The organism is Pseudonocardia ailaonensis, assembly GCF_039531635.1.
Classification (GTDB): Bacteria; Actinomycetota; Actinomycetes; order Mycobacteriales; family Pseudonocardiaceae; genus Pseudonocardia; species Pseudonocardia ailaonensis.
The window spans coordinates 25,270-45,244 of the sequence record NZ_BAAAQK010000018.1 but is presented as its reverse complement, the minus strand read 5'-3'; the positions used below and the strand labels follow the sequence as shown (position 1 = coordinate 45,244).

The window sequence follows — 19,975 nt, the reverse complement described above, 5'->3', positions numbered from 1 at the left end:
GTAGCCCGCGGAGCCGGTCGCCCGGCGTCGCCGCGCTGGGAGGTCCATCCCGCGTCCGCGAAATCCGCACAATCCGGGTCAAGGTCGTGCATTCACGACGTCGGGGCGCGTCGGTTCGGTTTCGGAGTTGAGGGCGCCGGTGCCGTCACGGCGTCACTGGTCGGCGAAAGAATAGGATACGGGGTCGGTTGCTTGCCGTGGCTCGATATCGGACTTTCCGACTGAGGCGGCGCGCTTCGTCTCGCTGTATGCCGCGGCGAAGCCGACCAGGATGGCCGTCTGGTCGCGGGCCCACTTTCTCCGAGATTTCTGATCGGTTCCAGGGAGAACGTCGCCCCATTGCTTCTACTGATCCGGACTTCATTCGTTTCTATCACGGTCTCGACGTTACTGTAATGGCTGATCGTGCTCGTTGGGAGGGGGTGCGATCTGTCGCGCCCGAGGCATGACCGAACCGTCCCTGGCAGGTGAGTCGTACGCCCCGACCGCAGTTGTCATTCGCCTTGATGGAGTACGAACTGCTGCTAGAGGGAGGGGAGACGGACTAGTGTCCTGAGTCAGTGATTCGTTTGCAGTAGTTGGCGACGCTGTCGAGGATCTCGTCGGCGGTCTTGGTCCAGACGTAGGGCTTGGGGTCGTCGTTCCAGGTGTTGATCCAGGCTTTGACGTCGGCGTTGAGCTCGGCCACGGAGCGGTGTGTGGAGCGTTGCAGCTTCTTGGTGGTGAGTTCGGCGAACCAGCGTTCGACGAGGTTGAGCCAGGAGCTGCTGGTCGGGGTGAAGTGCAGGACGAAACGGGGGTGCACGGCGAGCCATCTGCGGATCGTCTGGGTCTTGTGGGTGGAGGCGTTGTCCAGGACCAGGTGCACGTCGAGCTCGGCAGGGACCTGCTGGTCCAGTGTGCGGAGGAACTTGCCGAACTCGACGGCGCGGTGCCGCGAGTGTAGGGAGCCGATGACCTTGCCGGTGGTGATATCGAGGGCGGCGTAGAGGCTGGAGGTGCCGTTGCGGACGTAGTCGTGACTGGCCCGCGCCGGGGTGGCGGGCAGCATCGGGAACACCGGCTGGGTGCGGTCGAGGGCTTGGATCTGGGTCTTCTCGTCCACGCACAGCACCAGGGCGCGTTCGGGCGGGTTCAGGTAGAGGCCGACAACGTCGCGGACCTTGTCCACGAACAACGGGTCCACGAACAACGGGTCTTTGGACAGCTTCCAGGTGTCGGACTTGTGCGGGGCCAGTCCGAACGCCCGCCACACCCGCGACACCGTGGTCTGCGACATGCCCTGACGGGCGGCCATCGAGCGGGTCGACCAGTGCGTCGCGTCGACCGGGGTGGACTCGAGGGTGTCGGCGACCAGGCGTTCGACCTGTTCATCGGTGACGGTGCGGGGCCTACCGGGGCGGGGCTCGTCGAGCAGCCCGTCCAAGCGGCGGGCCGCGAACCGGGACCGCCACGTCGTCACCGTCGGGCGCGGCACCCCGAGCCGGGCCGCGATCTCGGTGTTCGACCCACCCTCGGCGGCGGCGAGCACGATCCTGCTCCGCGTCGCCAACCCCGCCGCGCTGGTCCGACGACGAGCCCAGGACTCCAACTGGACACGCTCGTCGTCGGACAGTTCGATCACCGCAGGCTTCGGTCCCCGAGTCGCCATACCGCAGCCTAACAACCGACAGCGATTTAACGACTCAGGACACTAGTGTGCCCTTGACGCGCGCTGGCGCCTTCGTGGTGGCGGACGGTGACGATGGTCCGGTCGTACCGACCGGCGACGTCAGCGGTCTGAGTCGATGCGCTGGGCGGCGGTTAGTCTGCTTGACCGACGGGGGTGCCATCAGTGGATCAACCGCGGCGACGGCCGACGTTGGCGGACGTCGCGCGGATCGCCGGGGTGGACGCGAGTTTGGTCTCCCGGGTTCTGCGCAACGATCCGAGGGGCTTCGCCTCTGCAGAGACACGGGAGCGGATCCGGGCGGCCGCGCAGGAGGTCGGATATCGCGCGAACGCAGCAGCGCGAGGCCTGCGAAACGCGAGAACCATGACGTTGGGCCTGCTGCTGCCGGGCTTCTCCAGCCCTGTCTACTCCTCGATCGCGCACGGCGTGGAGGAGCGGGCGGGCCGGCACGGTTACGGGCTGGTCCTCGGGACCCACGCGGCGGGTGACCCGCACGACACGATCACGGACATGCTCATGCATGGTCGGGTGGACGGGCTGTTGGTCTCGTCCGGGCGGATCGAGGACCGCGCGCTGCGGCGGCTGGTGGACCAGGTGCCGCAGTCGGTGGTGTTGGTGAACCGGCAGGTGCGGGGGGTGGCGGCGAGCGTGGTGCTGCGCGACGCAGACGCGTCCGCGGTGGCCGTGGCGCATCTGGCCGAGCTGGGTCACCGTCGGGTGTGCGGGATCTTCGGGCCGAGCAGTCTGGACACGATGGTGCGGCGTCGGCGGGGGTTCTTCGCGGAGGCCGAGCTGCGTGGGGTGCGAGGGTGCGCGGTGGAGATGGCGGAGCGGGACCAGCGGGCCGGGTTCGACGGCGTCAGGCGGGCGTTGGCCCGAGAGCCGCGGCCCACCGCCGTGGTTGCCGGGACGTTCCCCATGGGGGTTGGTGTCCTCGCCGGTCTGCACGACGCGGGGCTGGCCGTCCCGGAGGAGATGTCCGTCGTGGCACTGCACAACGACGAGCTCGCCGACTACCTCGTCCCGCGGCTCACGGCAGTCGCCATGCCGACCGAGCTCTTGGGTGCGGAGGCCGTCGAGCTGGCTTTGGCCCTGGTCAACGGGGGTGAGCCGCGCCGGGTGGTGGTCCCCGACCCACCTCGGCTGGTGCGCCGCGAGTCGACCGCGCCCTTGATATCAAACGATTGACCTCGTGGCGGGCCCGCTCGTAGCTTTCCAGCGTCACCGAAGAGGAGAGTCACCGATGACCCGCATCGTCGACATCTCGATGACGCTCGAGAACGGGGTCCCGTCGGACCCGCCGGGCTACGAGTTCGAGATCGAGTACAAGAGCCATCAGGACACGCTGCCGATGCTGCAGCGGCGCTATGACGGCCTACGGCCCGAAGAGCTGCCGAACTCCGAGGCGTTCGCGTTGGAGACGGTGCACCTGTCCACCCACAACGGGACCCACGTCGACGCGCCGTGGCACTACTCGTCGCGGATGGAGGACGGCAGCAGGCCGCGCACCATCGACGAGATGCCGCTGGACTGGTTCCTGCGGCCTGCCGTCAAGCTCGACTTCCGGCACGTCGAGGACGGCTACATCGTCACGGCCGCCGACCTCGAGGCCGAGCTCAAGCGCATCGACTACGAGCTGCAGCCCCGCGACATCGTCCTGGCCAACACCTCCGCCGGCGCGCGCTTCGGCACCGCGGAGTACGCGCAGAGCGGCTGTGGGTTCGGACGCGAGGCGACGTTGTGGTTGTGCGACAGGGGCGTCCGGGTCGTCGGCACGGACGCCTGGAGCTGGGACGCCCCCTTCTCCTACGTCGTGGAGCGCTACGCCCGGGACAAGGACGCCTCGATCATCTGGGAGGGGCACAAAGCGGGCCGTCACACCGAGTACTGCCAGATCGAGAAGCTCCGCCACCTCGACCAGCTGCCCGACCACGGCTTCACCGTGTCCTGCTTCCCGGTGAAGATCCACGCGGCGTCGGCGGGCTGGACCCGCGCCGTCGCCATTCTGGAGGACTGATGACGACCGACCATGCCCGAGCGATGTCGCACCTGGACCGGGAGCCGACGTCCTTCGACTCCTACAAGGACCGCTACAAGACGATCCGGATGGAGCGCACGGACGGGATCCTGGAGGTCGCGTTCCACAGCGACGGCGGCCCCTTGCAGTGGAGCCTGTTGGCGCACAACGAGTTCGAGGACGCCTTCCTCGAGATCGGCCGGGACCGCGAGAACGACGTCGTGATCCTCACCGGCACCGGCGAGGCCTTCAGCGGCCCCGCCATCGAGCCCGGCAAGCACCCCAACCGGCGCACCATGACGCCCGAGATCTACGACCCGATCCAGTGGGAGGGCAAGCACCTGCTGCCCAACCTGCTCGCCATCGAGGCCCCCGTGATCGCGGCCATCAACGGTCCCGCCGTGCGGCACGCCGAGATCCCGCTGGTCAGTGACATCGTGTTGGCCACCGAGGACACCTTCTTCCAGGACACCGCGCACTTCTCGGGCGGGATGGTGCCCGGGGACGGTATGCACATCCTGATGCCTCTGCTCATGGGGCCGACCCGGGGTAAGTACTTCCTCTACACCGGCCGGCAGGTCGATGCGGCGGAGGCCAAGGAGATCGGCCTGGTCAACGAGGTGCTCCCGCGTGAGGAGCTGCTCCCGCGGGCTCGCGAGCTCGCCCGCCTGCTGCTGCGGCAGCCCCGGCTGGTCCGCCGCTACACCCGTACGGTGCTCACCGAGGACCTCCGCCAGCGCTTGCACGGGCTGCTGGGCTACGGCCTGGCTCTGGAGGGCATGGCCCGGATGAAGAGCGGCTGACCCATGAGTGCGACGAGTGCCCGATGGCCGAAGCGGGACGCGTTCGCGTTCGCGGGCGGCTCGGCGCTCTTCGTGGACGACATCCGGCCGGACGGGCTGCTGCACATGGCGGTCGTCCGCAGCACGCGGGCACACGCCCGGCTGCGGCGGGTCGACACCGCCCCGGCCAAGGCCGTGCCCGGTGTGGTCCGGGTGCTGGAGGGCCGGGAGGCCTCGCTGCACCTACGCCCGCTGCCGTACCAGTTCGGCGATCCCGAGCTGATCGGCGGCCGGCGGGCGGTGCTGGAGGCCCTGCCGGTCGAGGAGGTGCGCTACGTCGGGGAGCCGGTCGCGGTCGTCGCGGCCGAGAGCCGGCGTGCCGCCAGCGCCGCGGCCGCGGCGGTCGTCGTGGAGTACGAGGACCTGCCCGTGCTGCTCGACGCGCGGGCCTTCCTCGCCGACCCGGACCCCAGCCGTGTCATCGCCGAGAACGAGACGGTGGCGGGGGATGCGGGCCGCGTGCTGTCCGCCGCCGAGCACGTGATTCGCACCGAGTTCGCCCTGGGCCGCAGCAGCACCGCCCCGATCGAGCCGCGGGGCTACGTCGCGGACTGGGACGGCGCCCGGTTGACCGTGCACGCCGCACACCAGCAGCCCTTCCAGCTCCGCGCGGAGCTCGCCGAGGTGCTCGATCTGCCGGTCGACGCGATCCGCGTCGTGGTGCCGAACGTCGGCGGAGCCTTCGGCCTCAAGATGACCGGTCCCGTCGAGGAGCCGCTGGTCTGCCTGCTCTCCATCCTGTGTGGGCGGCCGGTGAAGTGGATCGAGACCCGTGCCGAGTGCTTCCTCGGCGGGGGCCGCGAGCAGCTCCACGAGGTCGAGGTCGCCCACACAGCCGACGGGCGGATCCTCGCGCTGCGGGACCGGATCGTCATCCCCGTCGGTGCCGAGGCCGTCCAGCCCGGATGGCGGCAGGCGTTCGTCAGCGTGGCGGCGTTCCCCACCGCCTACCGCGTCCCCCACCTCGACGTCCGGTCCCGGGTCGTCGCGACCAACGTGGCGCCCTGGCACTCCTGCCGGGGATTCGGGAAGGAGGCTCCCGTGTTCGTCATGGAACGGATCATGGACATGGTCGCCCGCCGGACCGGGCTCGCTCCCGCCGAGGTGCGCCGCCGCAACCTGCTGCGACCCGAGGACCTCCCGCACCGCATGGCCTCCGGCTACCGGGTCGACAGCGGGGACCTCCCGGCCGTCCTGGAGCAGGTCCTGGCCCTCGACGAGGGCGCCGAGGCCGACGGCGTCGGGATCGCCGTCGAGGTGACGCCCGAGGGCGGCGGCCACGCCGCCGGACGGCTGGGCCCCGGTGTCACCCCGACCGTGGCGGCGCCGGAGGCGGCGGCCGTGCTCCTGCGGCCGGACGGGCAGGTCGAGGTGCGTACCGGGGTCACGAACCCGGGTGGGGGCAACGACACCGCGCTCGCCGGCCTCGCCGCGGAGGAGCTCGGGATCACAGCGGCGCAGGTTCATGTGGTCCAGGGCGACACGGACCTGTGCCCGCCGGGCACCGGCAACGCCAGCAGCCGGGGCGTCGCGGTCGGCGGGGCGGCCGTGGTCCTCGCCGCCCGTGACCTGGCCACGACGCTCGACTCCCTGGGCGTGGACACGATCGACGCCGAGACCTTCCGTCGGTACGGGCGGCTGGAGCACCTGCGCGAGTACCGGCCGGAACCGCCCGCGGACCCGGACTATCGCTACAGCTACCCGTACTTCTCCTCGGGCGCGTACGTGGCGCGGGTCGACCTGGACCGGGCCACGGGCCGCGTCCGGCTGCGCTCGCTGACGGCCGTGCACGACTGCGGCCGGGTGATCGAACCGGTACTGGTGGAGGGCCAGCTGCAGGGCGCGATGGCGATGGGCGTGGGGTTGGCGCTGTCCGAGGAGAGCCGTGTCGACGAGCACGGGGCGCCTCGGGCCTCCTCGTTCAAGGAGTATCTCGCCCCGCGGGCGAACGACCTGCCGGACTTCGTGATCGGCCACTACGAGACGCCGGCGCCGCACACCCTGCTGGGCGCCAAGGGCGCGGGAGAGGCCGGGGTCGGCGGAGCGCTGGCCGCCGTCGCCAACGCCGTCGACGACGCCCTGTCCCGCCGGGGCGGCCGGGAGGTCACGTCGACACCGCTCGACCCGCCCGCGGTGTTGGCCCTGCTGCCGGAGGAACAGCCATGAGCACGACGTTCGCCAGAACGGTCGACGAGGCGGTCGCGGCCCTGGCCGCGAGCGAGAAGCCGCTGGTCGTGGGTGGTGGCACCCTGTGCGTGCCGGCACTGGTGCGCGGCGAGATCGTTCCCGCCGACATCGTCGACCTCGGCCGGGCGGGCCTCGACACGATCGTCGACGGCCCGTCGGTCGAGCTCGGAGCCCTCGTGAGCTACCAGCAGCTCCTGACCTCGCCCGTGGTGCGGCGTGAGCTACCGCTGCTGCACCGGCTTGCGTCGGGGATCACCGGAGGGATCCAGATCCGTCACCAGGGCACGCTCGTCGGTGCGCTCTGCGCGGCCCGGCCGCAGTCCGACGTGCCGGCCGCCGCCGTCGCGCTCAGGGCCGAGGTGATGGTCCGGAGCGCGGCGGGAACGCGGAGAGTGCCGGTGGAGCGGTTCCTGGCCGGCCCGATGACACCCGATCTGGCGTCCGGCGAGCTCGTCGTCGGGGTACGGATCCCGCGGAGCCCCGGCACCAACGGGTACGTCAAGCACAAGTTCGCCGAGTCCTCCTGGCCCGTCGTGACCGCTGCCGCCGTCCCCGGGCGGGTCGTGCTCGGGGGAGTGGCCGGTACCCCGCAGGTCGTCCCGATCCCCGGGGCGGCGACGGACGGCGCGTCGGTCCGGTCCGCCGTGGCCGATCACCTCGCCGCGCTCGGGGCCGAGCACCGCTGGACGGATCTGCGGGCGCCGTGGGAGTACCGCCGACGCGTCGCCCCGGAGATCGCCGCGCGCGCCGTCGAGCAGGCCGAGGAGATCCGATGAGACTGCAGGTGGACGGCGTGACCGTGCAGGTCGACGCCGATCCCGAGGACACCCTGGTCGACGTCCTGCGCGAGGACCTGGGCAGCACCGCCGTGCGCGCCGGGTGCCGCAACGGGGACTGCGGGACCTGCACCGCGGTCGTCGACGGGCGGTGTGTGAAGACCTGCCTGGTGCTCGCGGGAAGGGCCGACGGTGCGCGCGTCGACACCCTGGCCGGGCTCGGCACCGAAGCGGAACCCCATCCCGTGCAGGAGGCCTTCATGGCCGAGTACGCCTTCCAATGTGGATTCTGCCTGCCCGGGATGATCCTCTCCGCCGTCACCCTGCTCGACGCGAACCCCTCGCCCACGGACGCGGAGATCCGTGACGCACTGAGCGGCAACCTGTGCCGCTGCACCGGTTACGTCAACGCCGTGCGCGCCGTCCGGCGCGCGGCAGGGCTCTAGACACCGTCAGGACGCACTGCACCACCGCGGCACCCGGCCGCGGTGGCAGGCCGACATGCCCAAAGGAGGGCCCATGTCCGCACCCAGCCAGGACACCCAGACCGCCAGCGCACCCCCACGCACCTTCCGGACGCTGCTCGGCGCAGGGGTCGGGAACACGCTCGAGTGGTACGACTGGAGCGTCTACGCGATCTTCGCGACGTTCTTCGCCAAGCAGTTCTTCGTCGACGACGGGGCGACCGGAGCGCTGCTGTCCACCCTCGCCGTGTTCGCGGTCGGGTTCATCATGCGCCCCATCGGCGGGTTCGTGTTCGGCTGGCTGGCCGACCGTCGTGGCCGGCGCTTCTCGATGACCAGCTCGATGATCCTGATGGCGGCGGGCAGCCTGGTGATCGGCGTCGCGCCCACACACGCGCAGGTCGGGATCTGGGCGGCGGTGATCCTCGTCTTCGCCCGACTGGCCCAGGGACTGGCCCACGGCGGGGAGATCGCCGCGTCGTACACCTACATCGCCGAGATCGCGCCGCGAGCCCGCCGAGGGCTCTGGTCGACCAGCCTCTACGTGTCGGTGACCGCGGGAATCGTCCTGGCCTCGCTGATCGGGGCGGGCGCGAGCAGCCTGTTCGGCGCCGAGGCACTGCAGAGCTGGGCCTGGCGCATCCCGTTCCTGATCGGCGGGCTGCTCGGGCTGGTCGGCCTCTACCTGCGCCGCACCCTCCCCGAGACCGAGGCGTTCACCGGGCAGGACGGTGGTCCGACCACCGCCCCGGAGCGCCACACCCTCCGCGACCTGCTGCGGGGCCTCGGGCAGAACAAGCGCAGCCTCGCCCGGATCGTCGGGTTCAGCCTGGCCAGCACGGTCGTCTACTACACCTGGGCGATCGGGCTGTCCGGCTTCGCGATCACCACCAAGGGGGTGCCCGCCACCGGCGCGCTCTGGGCCACGGTCGCGGCCAACCTCGTGTTCATGGCCACGCTGCCGCTGTGGGGCAGGCTCTCCGACCGGTTCGGCCGCAAGCCGATCTTCCTCACCTACGGCGTGGCCTTCCTCGTGCTGTCCTTCCCGCTGGTGGCCCTGCTGAACGACTCCGCGTGGCGGATGTTCGCGGTCATGGTCGTCGCGCTGTTCTTCCTCGGCGCGTTCGTCGGGATCATGCCCGCCTACTTCGCCGAGCTGTTCCCGACCGCGGTGCGGGCCTCCGGGATCGGGGTGCCCTACTCGTTCATCGTCGCGATCTTCGGTGGCACCGCGCCCTACGTCCTGACCTGGCTCAGCAGCCACGACCTGGTGTGGGTCTTCTCCCTCTACTCGGTCGTGCTCGTGCTGGTCGGCGTGGTCACCACCCTGCTCAGTCCGGAGACCAAGGGCATCACGCTGTCCTGATCCCGCGACCACACCCAGCTCCAGACGGGAGACCTCTCATGACCCTCGCCCACCCTCCGCTGACGGTCGACGCCGGCTGCAAGGACCCGGCCATGCTCGACGAGTGGCACGTGATCGGGCTGACCGGTGACTTCACGTCCGGCACGCTCTACCCACTTCGGCTCCTGGAACGAGACCTCGTCGCGTGGCGGGACACCCGGGGCGTCCTGCACGTCTGGGAAGACCTGTGCGTCCATCGCGGGGCCCCGCTCTCCAAGGGCTGGGTCCGCGACGACCACGTGGTCTGCCCCTACCACGGGTGGCGGTACGACGGCTCGGCGCGGTGCACGCTGATGCCCGCGGCTCCGGCCGACCGGCCGATGAAGAAGGCACGCACGTTCCCGCACCCGGTCGAGGAGCGGTACGGCCTGGTGTGGACCACACTGGGTACCCCGACCGCGCCGGTTCCCGCCTTCGCGGAGTGGTCGGACCCGAGCTACCACACCGTGGTGTGCGGTCCCTGGGAGTTCCGGGCGAACGGCTTCCGGTCGCTGGAGAACTTCCTCGACGCGACCCATTTCCCCTTCGTGCACAACGGCACCAACGGGAACGCCGACGCGCCGGACGTGATCCCGCCCTACGAGGTCGAGGTCTCGGAGGAGGGGCTGGTGTCCTCCGAGATCGCGGTGCGCCAGCCGGAGGGCGACGCCAGGGGTGTGCCGGTCATCAGCAACTACACCTACAGCGTGCACCGGCCGCTGGTCGGACACCTGCGCAAGCGGATGGTCGACGCGGACGCCGACTGGAACCCGGTCCCCGGGACCGAGCACTTCTACACGAACCTCATGACGATCCAGCCGGTGAGCGAGAAGGAGTGCGTCCTGCGGGTGGTGGCGGCCTTCACCATGCGTCCCGGACCCAGCGACGACGAGGTCCGGGCGCGGCTGCACGTGGTGTTCACGGAGGACCAGGAGATCGTGGAGCGGCAGCGTCCGGAGCGGATCCCCGCGGACCTGCGCTTCGAGCTGCACCATCGGACGGACCTGATGGGGCAGCGGTACCGGCAGTACCTGCGGTCGAAGAAGATCTCGTACGGGATCATCTGAGGTGGCGCCGAACGGTCATGCGCGGTTGCGCGTGCGGCTGGAGTCCATCACCTACGGCGCCCGCGACATCAACGTCTACACCTTCGTCGGCGTCGACGGCCCGCTGCCGGCGGCGGAGCCCGGGGCCCATCTCGACGTCGAGGTCGAGCCGGGCCTGATCCGGCAGTACTCGCTGCTCACGGTGGGTGAGGATCCGCTGGAGTACCGGATCGGGGTCAAACGGGACCCGGCGGGTCGGGGCGGCTCGGTGGCGTTGCACGACCGCAGCGTCGTGGGCGCGGAGTTCGCGGTCTCCCCACCCCGCACCACGTTCCCGCTGCATCCGCTGGACGGGACCGCGGGGGAGGTGCTCCTGCTCGCCGGGGGCATCGGGGTGACGCCCCTGCTCGGCATGCTCGGCGCCGTCCGGCGGGCGGGCGGGCGGGTGTCGCTGCACTACTGGGCCAGGAGCCTGCAGGACATGCTGGCGCGCGCCGAGCTGGAGCGCGACGCCGCCGTCGTGCTCCACCCCGGCGGGCGGGCGGCGGCCGCGGTGGCCGACGTCGTGCGGGCCGCGCCCGCGGACGCCCACCTGTACTGCTGCGGCCCCGAGGGGATGCTCGAGGAGTTCGAGGCGGCCTGCGCGGGCCGGGACCCGGACCGGGTCCACGTGGAGCGGTTCGTGGCGCGGGCGCCGCTCTCGTCCCCCGGACGCTTCACCGTGAGGTGTGCCCGATCGGCGGTCGACGTCGAGGTGGACCCGCAGACCAGCGTGCTCGACGCCTGTCTGAAGGCCGGGGTGGACCTGGAGTACTCGTGCGAGGAGGGGACCTGCGGTGCCTGCGAGGTGCGGGTGCTCGAGGGCGCGGTGACGCACAACGACACCGTGGCGAGTGCCGAGCGCCACGACGCCGACCGCACGATGATGGTCTGCTGCTCCCGCGCCGCGGGATCGTTCCTCGTGATCGACGTCTGAGCACGCGGGTGGGTGCGACGCACCCACCTCTGGGTCGCCGTCGGCTCCTACCGTCGGACCGGCACGTCGGGGTCGGCCCTCCGGTCCCCGAGAACGGAGAGGTGTCACCACGATGTCAGGCGATCGGATGGGGGCCGTGCGGATCCACGGCTTCGGCGACGAGTCGGTGCTGGCGGTGGAGACCGCGCCGATCCCCGAGCCGGGTCCGGGGGACGTCCTGGTGCGGGTCCACGCGGCGGCGGTCACCCGGTCGACTCGCTCGTCCGGCAGGCCGCGTTCGCGGTCTCGGACCGGCCGCTGCCGTGGATCTCGGGCCGGGACTTCGCGGGGACGGTCGTCGCCGTGGGGTCCGCGAGGACGGCCTGGTCGGTCGGTGATGTCGTCGCGGCCGCCCCTCCCTGGCTCGGGAGGGGACCTACGCCCAGTACCTCGCGGTCGACGCGGGGGAGATCGCCGCCGCCCCGCGCATGCTGTCCCTGGAGGCTGCCGCGGCCGTCCCGCTGGTGATCCTGACCGCAGGGACGGCCCTGTTCGACCTCGGCGGTCTGGAACCGGGCGGGACCGTCCTGGTCCACGCCGGCGCAGGGGGCGTCGGGACGATGGCGGTCCAACTGGCGCACCACCGTGGCGTCAAGGTGGTGGCCACGGCGTCGGGGGACGGGATCGAGCTGGCGCGGTCGCTCGGTGCCGACGAGGTGATCGACCACCGGAACAAGGACTTCGCGGCGCGCGGGCGGTTCGCCGATGTCGTGCTCGACACCGTCGGGGAGAGACTCTGGGGCGCTCCTACGGGGTAGTGGCTCCGGGCGGCACCTTGGTGACGATCGCTGGTGCGCCGGACGAGTCGAAGGCCGCTGAGCTGGGGATCACGGTGCACACCTTCGTGCTCGATTCGAACGGTCTCCGGCTCGCCGAGATCGCCGGCTGGTCGACGCGGGCGACCTCCGACCGGTCGTCACCCGTGTGCTCGACCTCGACCGGGTGGCGGAGGCCCACCGGCTCATCGACTCGGGATGCACCCGGGGCAAGATCGTGCTTCGTGTCCCCTGATCGGATCCTGGTGGCTGGTGCCGGTGCGATCGGCTCCTTCTTCGGTGCCCAGCTCGCCGCGGTCGGGCGGGACGTGCCTTCCTGGTCCGGCCCGCCCGGCGGGCGGCGCTCGCGAGTGGCCAGTCCGTCGACAGTCCGTCGGGCTCCCGTCGACCTGGCGCACCCGCGCGCCGTCACCGCCGCGGAGCTCGGGTCGGAGGAGCCGTTCGCGCTGGTCCTGCTGTGTGCAAGGCGTTCGACCTCGACGCGGTCGTCGCGGACATCGAACCCGTCGTGCGCCGGGGTGGTGTCGTGCTGCCCCTGCTCAACGGCATGCGCCAGCTCGACGTCCTCGACGACCGCGTCGGTGCCGACGCGGTGGCCGGCGGCACCCGTTTCCTGGCGGTCCGCCGCGACGCCGATGGCACGATCCGGCACCACGGTGGTGCGGCCCGGCTGACGTTCGGGGCCCGCGGCCCGCTACGCGTGTCCGCCGACGCGATCGAGGCGCTGCTGACCTGCCCCGGCTTCATCCTGCACCGTTCGCCGGACATCGCCGCGGAGATGTGGGCGAAGTGGGTCTTCATTGCGGCCGCGGCCGGGCGACCGGCCTGGTGGGCGGCTCGGTCGGCGAGCTCGTCGCGGCGGGCGGCTCCTGGATCGCCGCGCAGCTCGTCACGGAGGCCGCGGCGTTCGCTGCAGCACAGGGCTTCGCGCAGCGTGAGGAGCCGTTGGCGCGCGCTCGGGGCACGGTCACCGAACCGGACTCCGAGCTGGTCCCGTCCCTGCTGCAGGATCTCCGCTCGGGCAACCGCACGGAGGCGGAGCACGTCCTGGGCGACCTGGTCGCCCGCCGTCCGGACCCCACACCGGGCCTGCTCGACGCGGCGCTCGTGCGGCTGCGGGTGCACGAAGCGCTCCGCTCAGCCCGCTGATCCCACGTCCGCGTTCGTGACCCGGTCGGCGGCCAGGCTCGTGAGCAGGGCCAGGCCGTCGGCCGCGGCGGAGCCCGGTTCCGCCGTGTAGACCGACAGGTGCTGGCCGGGCGCGCTGGCGATGGTGAGCTTCTCGAAGTGGAGGCGGATCTCACCGATGTCGGGATGGTGGAAGTGCTTGTCCTCCTGCGTGCGCGGCCTCACCTCGTAGCGGGCCCAGAGCGAGGCGAACGCGGGGCTGCGTACCGTCAGAGCGCCGACGATCTGCTCGGTACGCTGGTCCGGCACCGCGGTGGACGCGCGGAGGTTGCGCACCGCGACCCGTGCGGCCTGGTCCCAGTCGGCGTAGAACTCCCGCGCGTGCGGATCCAGGAAGATCATCCGCAGGAGGTTGTCGAAGCGCGCGAAGGCCCGGTAGAGGACCTCGGCGAGAGCGTTGGCGGCGAGGACGTCCTGGCCGGGCCCCACCACGAAGGCCGGCACAGCGTGCATCTGGTCGAGGAGCTGCCGTAGCGGCGCTGCGACCGCCGTGGTGACTGGTGCCATCGCGAGCTGGGCGGGCAGGCCGATCCGGTACAGGTGTGCGGCGGCGTCCTCGTCGAGCCGCAATGCGCAGGCCAGGCCCTCGAGCACCTGCTGCGACGGGTGCCGTTCGCGGCCCTGCTCGAGGCGGACGTAGTAGTCGGTGCTGACCCCGGCCAGCAGTGCGACCTCCTCGCGGCGCAGTCCCGGGACCCGCCGGGTGCCGTCCTCGGGCAGCCCGACGGTGGCCGGGGACACCAGCGCCCGACGAGCGCCGAGGAATTCACCCAATGCGTTGCCTCGGTCCATGTCCCGACGGTAACCGGCCGGTCCGCGCTCCGGGAGGGTGCGGGACACCCCGTCGGGGACGGGGGCCAGCTCAGGCTTCGTCGTAGGCGGTCTTGAGGGCGAGCGGCTCCCACTCGTCCATCGACTTCAGGAAGGCGGCGAACTTCGTCCGCGCGAGCGTATAGGCCCGGTCACCGAGGGGGAGGTGCAGCGGGGGCTTCTCCGAGTCGACCGCCCGGAGCACGACGTCGATCGCCTTCCGGGGGTCACCGACCTGCTGTCCGTCATGGTCGGCCCGGTACACGCGGCGCAGCCCGGCCGTCGCGGCGTATTCCGGCATCTCGGCCGCGGCCATCCGCATGGACCGTCCGAGGAACTCGGTGCGGAACGGCCCCGGCTCCACGATGACCGTCGCGATCCCGAAAGGCGCCACCTCCTGGGCGAGTGCCTCGGACAGGCCCTCCACCGCGAACTTAGTGGCGTTGTAGTAGCCGTCGCCTGCGATACCGGCGATCCCGGCGCCGGAGGACATCATGACGATCCGACCACCGCCGCTCTTGCGCAGCGCGGGCAAGGCGGCCCGGGTCGTCTCGATCACCCCGAACACGTTGGTCTCGAACAGCGGGCGATACTCCTCGGGCGTCCCCTCCTCGACCGCCCCGAGCATGCCGTGACCGGCGTTGTTGACCAGCACGTCGAGCCCGCCGAACTCGGCCTCGGCGAGGGCGACCGCGGCCGCCGCGTCGCCCTCCTTCGTCACGTCGAGGGCCGTCACGCGACACGTCTGCGGGTACCGGAAGACGAGGTCCGGCAGCGACCGCGGATCGCGGGCCGTGGCCAGGACCTGGTCCCCGCGGTCCAGCACGGCCTCGGCGAGGACCCGTCCGAGCCCGCCCGAACATCCTGTGATGAGCCACCTGCGCGACATGACGCGTACCGCCTTCCGTTGCCTTGGCGGGCTTGCTCGCCCGCCCTTTCGATGCCGTCGACGCTAGAGCCACCAGGTTGTTCATCCCAGGCTGTGCCGCACCCACTCTGGTCTCGGCACCGGTGGATTCCGCTGCGTCGACCGCTCCCGAGTCGACGCTGTAGCCCTCCTGGGCCTGACATGGTCGACCCGAACCAACCCGACCCGCGAGCACGACCTCGCACCCGAGTCATCAACCGAGTCGTCATTCGCGCCCGGCTACGAAACGGCCGGCGTCAGCGGTCCCCGGTACGGTCGCTGGACCTGGTCGCTCCCTGACGCGAACAACGGGGCGGCCGGGCCATATGACGGCCATCTCGACGCGGGCGTTGCCATCGCCACCAAGCCTCGGTCTGAGTTGCGAGCCACATGGCCGCCGACCGCAGTCACGCCTGCGGCGCAAGGCGGGCCCATCGGCGAGATGGTGAGGAGTCTCATCTCTCGTTGGTCGCGGCGGCCGGTGCGCTGGTGGGCTCATCACTGTCCCCCGCGGCGGGGACGGCCGCGACCGAACGCGCCATCAGCGCGGCAGTGAGCAGCAGCGCTGCGATGATCAAGGCGGTAGCGGTCATCGCGGTTGTCTGCCCCGAGGCGTCGGCGAGGGCGAAGTACACCGTCCCGACGATCGCCACGGACAGGGCGGCGCTGATCTGCAGGGTGGCGTTGACGAGTCCACTCGCGAGGCCGGCGTAGCGGCCGGGAACGCGGGCGACGGTGAGACGGACCAGCGAGGGGAGGGCCAACCCTTGTCCCAATCCGATGACCGCCAACGGCACGGCGGTCCACGCCGTGTGTCCGACGGCAACGGCCAGAGCAGCGAAGACCACAAAGCCCGCCGCTTCCATGCACAGGCCCAAGACCGCGACGCCACGAGGGAGCAGGCCGGCCAGGCGGTGGACGGTCAGCGGCCCGATGAGGAAGCCGACGCCCAGCGGCAGGATGTCCAGACCGGCTTGGAAGGGAGTTCGACCAGCAGCCTGCTGGTAAGTCGAGAAGGCCAGGAAGAACGCCGTGATCGAATAGAACAGCAGCAACGCCACGAGCCCGCCACGAACCCCCGTAGCGCTGACCGCAGTCGGAGGGACGAGGGGTCGGACCCGTAGGGCGGCGCCGTCCACGACGTCGGCGGCGAGGCGATGCTGTCGGCGCCAGAACCCGGCCAGCGTCGCTCCGGCGGCGACGAGGACGACCCAACACCACCACGGCCAGCCCAGGGCATGGCCTTCCACCAGCGGCACCACGATCCCGGCGAGGCCGACGAACAGCAGGACTGCCCCGACGACGTCGAGGAGCTCGGTGCGCTCAGGCCGTCGCGCACGGAGCACGACACTTCCTGCGGCGGCGAGGGCCGCGAATGGTAGGTTGATTAGAAAGATGACGCGCCAGCCGAGGCCGAACACGTCAGCGGCGACCAGCAGGCCACCTAGGGACTGGCCGAGGACGGCGGCGAGGCCGAACACGGCGCCGTGGAAGCCGAGGGCGAGGCTCTGCTGCCGGCCACTCAGACTGGCCCGGATGAGAGCGAGGGACTGCGGTGCCATCAACGCCGCGGTGACGCCTTGCAGGATCCGTCCGAGAATGAGCACGTCGGGTTCGGGTGCCACGCCACACAGCAGCGAAGCCACCGCGAACCCGACCACACCCACGACGAACACGCGCTGGCGTCCGTAGAGGTCGCCGACCCGACCGCCCAGGATGAGAGTGACGGCGTAGGTGGCCGCGTAGGCGGCCACGACCTGCCGGCCCAGCAGGTCCCCACCGCCGAGTTCGTCCTGAATGGAGGGCATGGCGAGATTGACGATGAAGAAGTCCAGCGGCGGCAGCAGCGTGCCCACCAGCAGGGTGGCGACCCCGAGCCAAGAGCGCCCCGCCGAGGCAGACTCGTCGCCGTTCACTGCGCCATCCCCGCCGTCGGTGGGAGCAGGGACGAGTTGACGTCCTGCGCACCGGGGGCCACGGCCGTGGCCAGTCTCATGGTCATCGTGATGCTTCCGTCGTAGGGCGCATTCTCGGCCGGTTCGGCCGCGAGCCGGTCGTTCTCAGCGACCTCACAGGTCACCCGCTGCACTGTGCTGATGGCTCATGGCTGAGTTCGAGGACCAAGATTCGCAGGGCGGACCGCCGGGCCGGGAGGGTGCGCTGCACCCACCCCTCACACCCTCAGCGAGAAGCGGTGGCGTCCACCCGATCAGGATGGCGGTCTGACCACCGCGCCGGAGCGCCGGACCACCCGCGTCCTGCTGCGAAGTCTCAACCGGACCAGGCGCAGCCTGGCCGCATCGTCGAGTTCAGCCTGGCCAGGACGGCTGTGTACTGCACCTGGGCGTTGCGTTGTGCGGGTTCGCCACCGCCACCAAGGTGTTGCGGCGTCGGGAGCGCTTCGGGCGACCTACTCAGACCCGAGTCCCAGGGCTGCACTCCGGAGCGATCCGAAGGGTGGGTGCACTTCACCTACCCACCCGCAGGAGATCGCTCCTACCGTCAGCCTCGAGCGATCGGTCCGAATGGGGAGAAGGCTGATGCTGGACAGCGAGCAAGACCGGCTGCGACGGGCCGCGCAGGCCGGCGGTGCTGCCGAGGGGAACGCCCTCCAGTACTCCGCACAGGTTGCGCGCCACGCTGATCCGGGCACAGTCGTCGAGCAGTTCGAGAGGACCGCCTACGTCGCGTCGGGCCTCTCGACGCGGCCGGACGGCTTGGGTGACATCTATTGGTCGCTCTGGTTGGTGCAGCGCCTTCGGGCGCGGTTGGGTGAGACCCGCCGGCGGCGGGCCGCGTCGGAGGCTCTCGTGGCGAGCGAAGCCTTCGTCGAGGGCCTCCACGCCGCTCTGTCCGCGGTCGCTCACGACGCCATGAATCAGCCGGCCAACGCGGCAGCTTGCTTGGAACAGGCCGTCGAAGCAGCGCTGACCGCAGCATCGGTACCGACTCGACCATCCACCACGGTGAACACCCCAAAGGAAGAGGAGCAGAGAGCGATGTCCGACAGGGAGATGAAGGCCGTACGGATCCATGGCTTCGGCGACGAGTCGAAGCTGGCCGTGGAGACTGCACCGATCCCGGATCCGGGCCCGGGCGACGTCTTGGTGCGGGTCCATGCGGCCGCGGTCAACCCGGTCGACTCACTTGTCCGCCAGGGCGTGTTCGCGGTCTCCGACCGCCCGCTGCCGTGGATCCCTGGCTGGGACTTCGCGGGCACCGTCGTCGCGACAGGGTCTGCGACCACCGCATGGTCGGTGGGTGATGTCGTCTACGGCCGCCCGTCCCTGGCTCGCGACGGCAGCTACGCCCAGTACCTCGCAGTCGAGGAGGGAGAGATCGCGGCAGCCCCACGCACCCTCTCGCTGCAGTCCGCCGCGGCCGTCCCGCTGGTGACGCTCACCGCATGGAAGGCGCTGTTCGACCTCGGAGGGCTCAAGTCGGGCGGAACCGTCCTGGTCCACGCCGGAGCCGGGGGCGTCGGAACGATGGCGATCCAGCTTGCCCACCATCGCGGCGCCAAGGTCGTGGCCACGGCTTCGGGAGACGGCATCGAGCTCGCACGATCGCTCGGTGCCGACGAGGTCGTCGACCACCGGAACGAGGACTTCACGGCGCGGGGTAGGTTCGCCGACGTCGTGCTCGACGCCGTCGGGGGAGACACCCTCGAGCGTTCCTACGGCGTCGTGGTCCCGGGCGGCGCCCTGGTCACCATCGCCGGCACACCCGACGAGGCGAAGGCCGCCGAGCTCGGGATCACCGCGCACACCTTCGTGCTCGACTCGAACGGCCCCCGGCTCGCCGAAATCGCCGCGTTGATCGACGCGGGAGCGCTGCGGCCGGTGCTCACCCGCGTCCTGGACCTCGACGAGGTGGCGCAGGCGCACCGGCTCATCGACTCGGGGCGCACCCGGGGAAAGATCGTCCTCCGTGTCCCCTGATCGGATCCTCGTCGCCGGGACGGGGGCGATCGGTTCGTTCTTCGGTGCCCAGCTCGCCGCGGCCGGGCGAGACGTGACCTTCCTGGTACGTCCAGCCCGGCGCGCAGCCGGCGCGGCAGGTCTGTCGGTGGACAGCGCATCGGCACCCGTGCGGGTGGCCCGGCCGCGGACCGTCACCGCGTCCGAGCTCGGAGCGGCGAAGCCGTTCGCACTAGTCCTGATGGCGTGCAAGGCGTTTGACCTCGACGGGCTCATCGGGGACCTCGACCCCGTGGTGCACAGGGGCGGTGTCGTGCTGCCGCTGCTCAACGGGCTGCGCCAGCTCGACGTGCTCGACGACCGGTTCGGGGCCGAGGCCGTGGCCGGCGGCACCTGCTTCCTGTCGGTCCGCCGTGACGCGGACGGCACGATCCGGCACAACGGTGGCTCCGCCCGGCTGACGTTCGGCGACCGCGGGCCGCTCCGCGTCCCCGTCGACGCGATCGAGGCGCTCCTGACCTGCCCCGCCTTCACTCTGCACCGTTCGCCCGACATCGTCGCGGAGATGTGGGCGAAGTGGGTCTTCATCGCGGCCGCGGCCGGGGCGACCGGTTTGGTGGGTGGCTCAGTCGGCGATCTCGTCGCGGCGGGTGGTTCCTGGATCGCCGAGCGGCTCGTCGCCGAGGCCGCGGCGATCGCCGCAACGCAGGGCTTTCCGCAGCAAGAGGAGGCGCTGGCCGCCGCCCGCCGCACGATCACCGAGCCGGGCTCCGCCCTGGTCCCGTCCCTGCTGCAGGATCTTCGAGCCGGCAACCGTACGGAGGCCGAGCACGTCCTCGGCGATCTGGTCGCTCGCCGTCAGGACCCGTCACCGGGCCTGCTCGATGCGGCGCTCGTGCGGCTGCGGGTTCACGAGGCCACTCGGTCGCCGAGCTGACGGCACGTCCGCGTCAGTGACTCCGGTCGGGCGG

The 19,975-nt window shown here is 71.2% G+C and carries 19 protein-coding genes and 2 pseudogenes; 16 read left to right on the top strand and 5 right to left on the bottom strand.

From position 1 onward, the window contains the following. Window positions 1-544 precede the first annotated feature (544 nt). Complete coding sequence (locus tag ABD324_RS22510) at window positions 545-1,651, bottom strand: IS630 family transposase (protein ID WP_344420477.1); 1,107 nt, start codon at window positions 1,649-1,651, stop codon at window positions 545-547. Window positions 1,652-1,825: 174 nt separating this feature from the next. Between ABD324_RS22510 and ABD324_RS37375 the strand changes: the two are divergent. From ABD324_RS37375 to ABD324_RS22450, 14 genes and pseudogenes are all read left to right on the top strand, one after another. Further along, a pseudogene (locus ABD324_RS37375) lies at window positions 1,826-1,990 on the top strand (LacI family DNA-binding transcriptional regulator); the annotation flags it as partial. Between the two features lie 45 nt (window positions 1,991-2,035). Continuing rightward, complete coding sequence (locus ABD324_RS22505; RefSeq protein ID WP_344420474.1) at window positions 2,036-2,860, top strand: LacI family DNA-binding transcriptional regulator; 825 nt, start codon at window positions 2,036-2,038, stop codon at window positions 2,858-2,860. Between the two features lie 55 nt (window positions 2,861-2,915). Next, the gene (locus tag ABD324_RS22500; RefSeq protein WP_344420472.1) at window positions 2,916-3,689 is read left to right on the top strand and encodes a cyclase family protein; all 774 of its coding nucleotides are present in this window, start codon (window positions 2,916-2,918) and stop codon (window positions 3,687-3,689) included. Further along, window positions 3,689-4,492, top strand: a complete 804-nt coding sequence (locus ABD324_RS22495; RefSeq protein WP_344420469.1) for an enoyl-CoA hydratase/isomerase family protein — start codon at window positions 3,689-3,691, stop codon at window positions 4,490-4,492. The genes ABD324_RS22500 and ABD324_RS22495 overlap by 1 nt, the downstream gene beginning before the upstream one ends. Before the next feature lie 3 nt (window positions 4,493-4,495). Beyond that, window positions 4,496-6,697 (top strand): xanthine dehydrogenase family protein molybdopterin-binding subunit, encoded by a 2,202-nt coding sequence (locus ABD324_RS22490; RefSeq protein WP_344420467.1) that lies wholly within the window; start codon window positions 4,496-4,498, stop codon window positions 6,695-6,697. Further along, window positions 6,694-7,494, top strand: a complete 801-nt coding sequence (locus tag ABD324_RS22485; RefSeq protein ID WP_344420465.1) for an FAD binding domain-containing protein — start codon at window positions 6,694-6,696, stop codon at window positions 7,492-7,494. The genes ABD324_RS22490 and ABD324_RS22485 overlap by 4 nt, the downstream gene beginning before the upstream one ends. Then, complete coding sequence (locus tag ABD324_RS22480) at window positions 7,491-7,940, top strand: (2Fe-2S)-binding protein (protein WP_344420462.1); 450 nt, start codon at window positions 7,491-7,493, stop codon at window positions 7,938-7,940. The genes ABD324_RS22485 and ABD324_RS22480 overlap by 4 nt, the downstream gene beginning before the upstream one ends. A 73-nt stretch (window positions 7,941-8,013) precedes the next feature. Next, window positions 8,014-9,324, top strand: a complete 1,311-nt coding sequence (locus ABD324_RS22475) for an MFS transporter (RefSeq protein WP_344420459.1) — start codon at window positions 8,014-8,016, stop codon at window positions 9,322-9,324. A 38-nt stretch (window positions 9,325-9,362) separates the two neighbouring features. Further along, the gene (locus ABD324_RS22470; RefSeq protein WP_344420456.1) at window positions 9,363-10,409 is read left to right on the top strand and encodes a Rieske 2Fe-2S domain-containing protein; all 1,047 of its coding nucleotides are present in this window, start codon (window positions 9,363-9,365) and stop codon (window positions 10,407-10,409) included. A 31-nt stretch (window positions 10,410-10,440) separates the two neighbouring features. Beyond that, window positions 10,441-11,364, top strand: coding sequence for a PDR/VanB family oxidoreductase (locus tag ABD324_RS22465; RefSeq protein ID WP_344420453.1), 924 nt, complete (start codon window positions 10,441-10,443; stop codon window positions 11,362-11,364). Between the two features lie 12 nt (window positions 11,365-11,376). Further along, entirely contained in the window at window positions 11,377-11,871 is a 495-nt protein-coding gene (locus ABD324_RS37370; protein ID WP_425565881.1) for an alcohol dehydrogenase catalytic domain-containing protein, read from the top strand. Then, complete coding sequence (locus ABD324_RS22460; protein ID WP_344420450.1) at window positions 11,832-12,161, top strand: zinc-binding dehydrogenase; 330 nt, start codon at window positions 11,832-11,834, stop codon at window positions 12,159-12,161. The genes ABD324_RS37370 and ABD324_RS22460 overlap by 40 nt, the downstream gene beginning before the upstream one ends. 475 nt (window positions 12,162-12,636) lie before the next feature. Beyond that, window positions 12,637-12,804: pseudogene (locus ABD324_RS37365) on the top strand (2-dehydropantoate 2-reductase N-terminal domain-containing protein); the annotation flags it as partial. Between the two features lie 164 nt (window positions 12,805-12,968). After that, window positions 12,969-13,328, top strand: coding sequence for a ketopantoate reductase family protein (locus ABD324_RS22450; RefSeq protein ID WP_344420447.1), 360 nt, complete (start codon window positions 12,969-12,971; stop codon window positions 13,326-13,328). On the opposite strand, the gene ABD324_RS22445 is transcribed toward ABD324_RS22450, so the two are convergent. The 4 genes from ABD324_RS22445 to ABD324_RS22430 all read right to left on the bottom strand — a co-directional run bounded on the left by ABD324_RS22445 (window position 13,317) and on the right by ABD324_RS22430 (window position 17,164). Further along, window positions 13,317-14,159, bottom strand: coding sequence for a helix-turn-helix domain-containing protein (locus tag ABD324_RS22445; RefSeq protein WP_344420444.1), 843 nt, complete (start codon window positions 14,157-14,159; stop codon window positions 13,317-13,319). The genes ABD324_RS22450 and ABD324_RS22445 overlap by 12 nt on opposite strands. Before the next feature lie 70 nt (window positions 14,160-14,229). Further along, window positions 14,230-15,066 carry an oxidoreductase gene (locus tag ABD324_RS22440; RefSeq protein ID WP_344420441.1) on the bottom strand — a complete coding sequence of 279 codons (837 nt, stop codon included), beginning with the start codon at window positions 15,064-15,066 and terminating at the stop codon, window positions 14,230-14,232. Window positions 15,067-15,539: 473 nt separating this feature from the next. Further along, the gene (locus tag ABD324_RS22435) at window positions 15,540-17,000 is read right to left on the bottom strand and encodes an MFS transporter (RefSeq protein ID WP_344420438.1); all 1,461 of its coding nucleotides are present in this window, start codon (window positions 16,998-17,000) and stop codon (window positions 15,540-15,542) included. Beyond that, entirely contained in the window at window positions 16,997-17,164 is a 168-nt protein-coding gene (locus ABD324_RS22430) for a hypothetical protein (protein WP_344420436.1), read from the bottom strand. The genes ABD324_RS22435 and ABD324_RS22430 overlap by 4 nt, the downstream gene beginning before the upstream one ends. 460 nt (window positions 17,165-17,624) lie before the next feature. Here ABD324_RS22430 and ABD324_RS22425 point away from each other — a divergent pair, with 460 nt between their 5' ends. Further along, a complete protein-coding gene (locus tag ABD324_RS22425) occupies window positions 17,625-19,025 on the top strand; it encodes an NADP-dependent oxidoreductase (protein WP_344420433.1) in 1,401 nt (466 codons plus the stop codon). Next, the gene (locus ABD324_RS22420; protein ID WP_344420431.1) at window positions 19,015-19,941 is read left to right on the top strand and encodes a ketopantoate reductase family protein; all 927 of its coding nucleotides are present in this window, start codon (window positions 19,015-19,017) and stop codon (window positions 19,939-19,941) included. Before ABD324_RS22425 ends, ABD324_RS22420 begins: the two co-directional genes overlap by 11 nt. The last annotated feature ends 34 nt before the right edge of the window (window positions 19,942-19,975 follow it).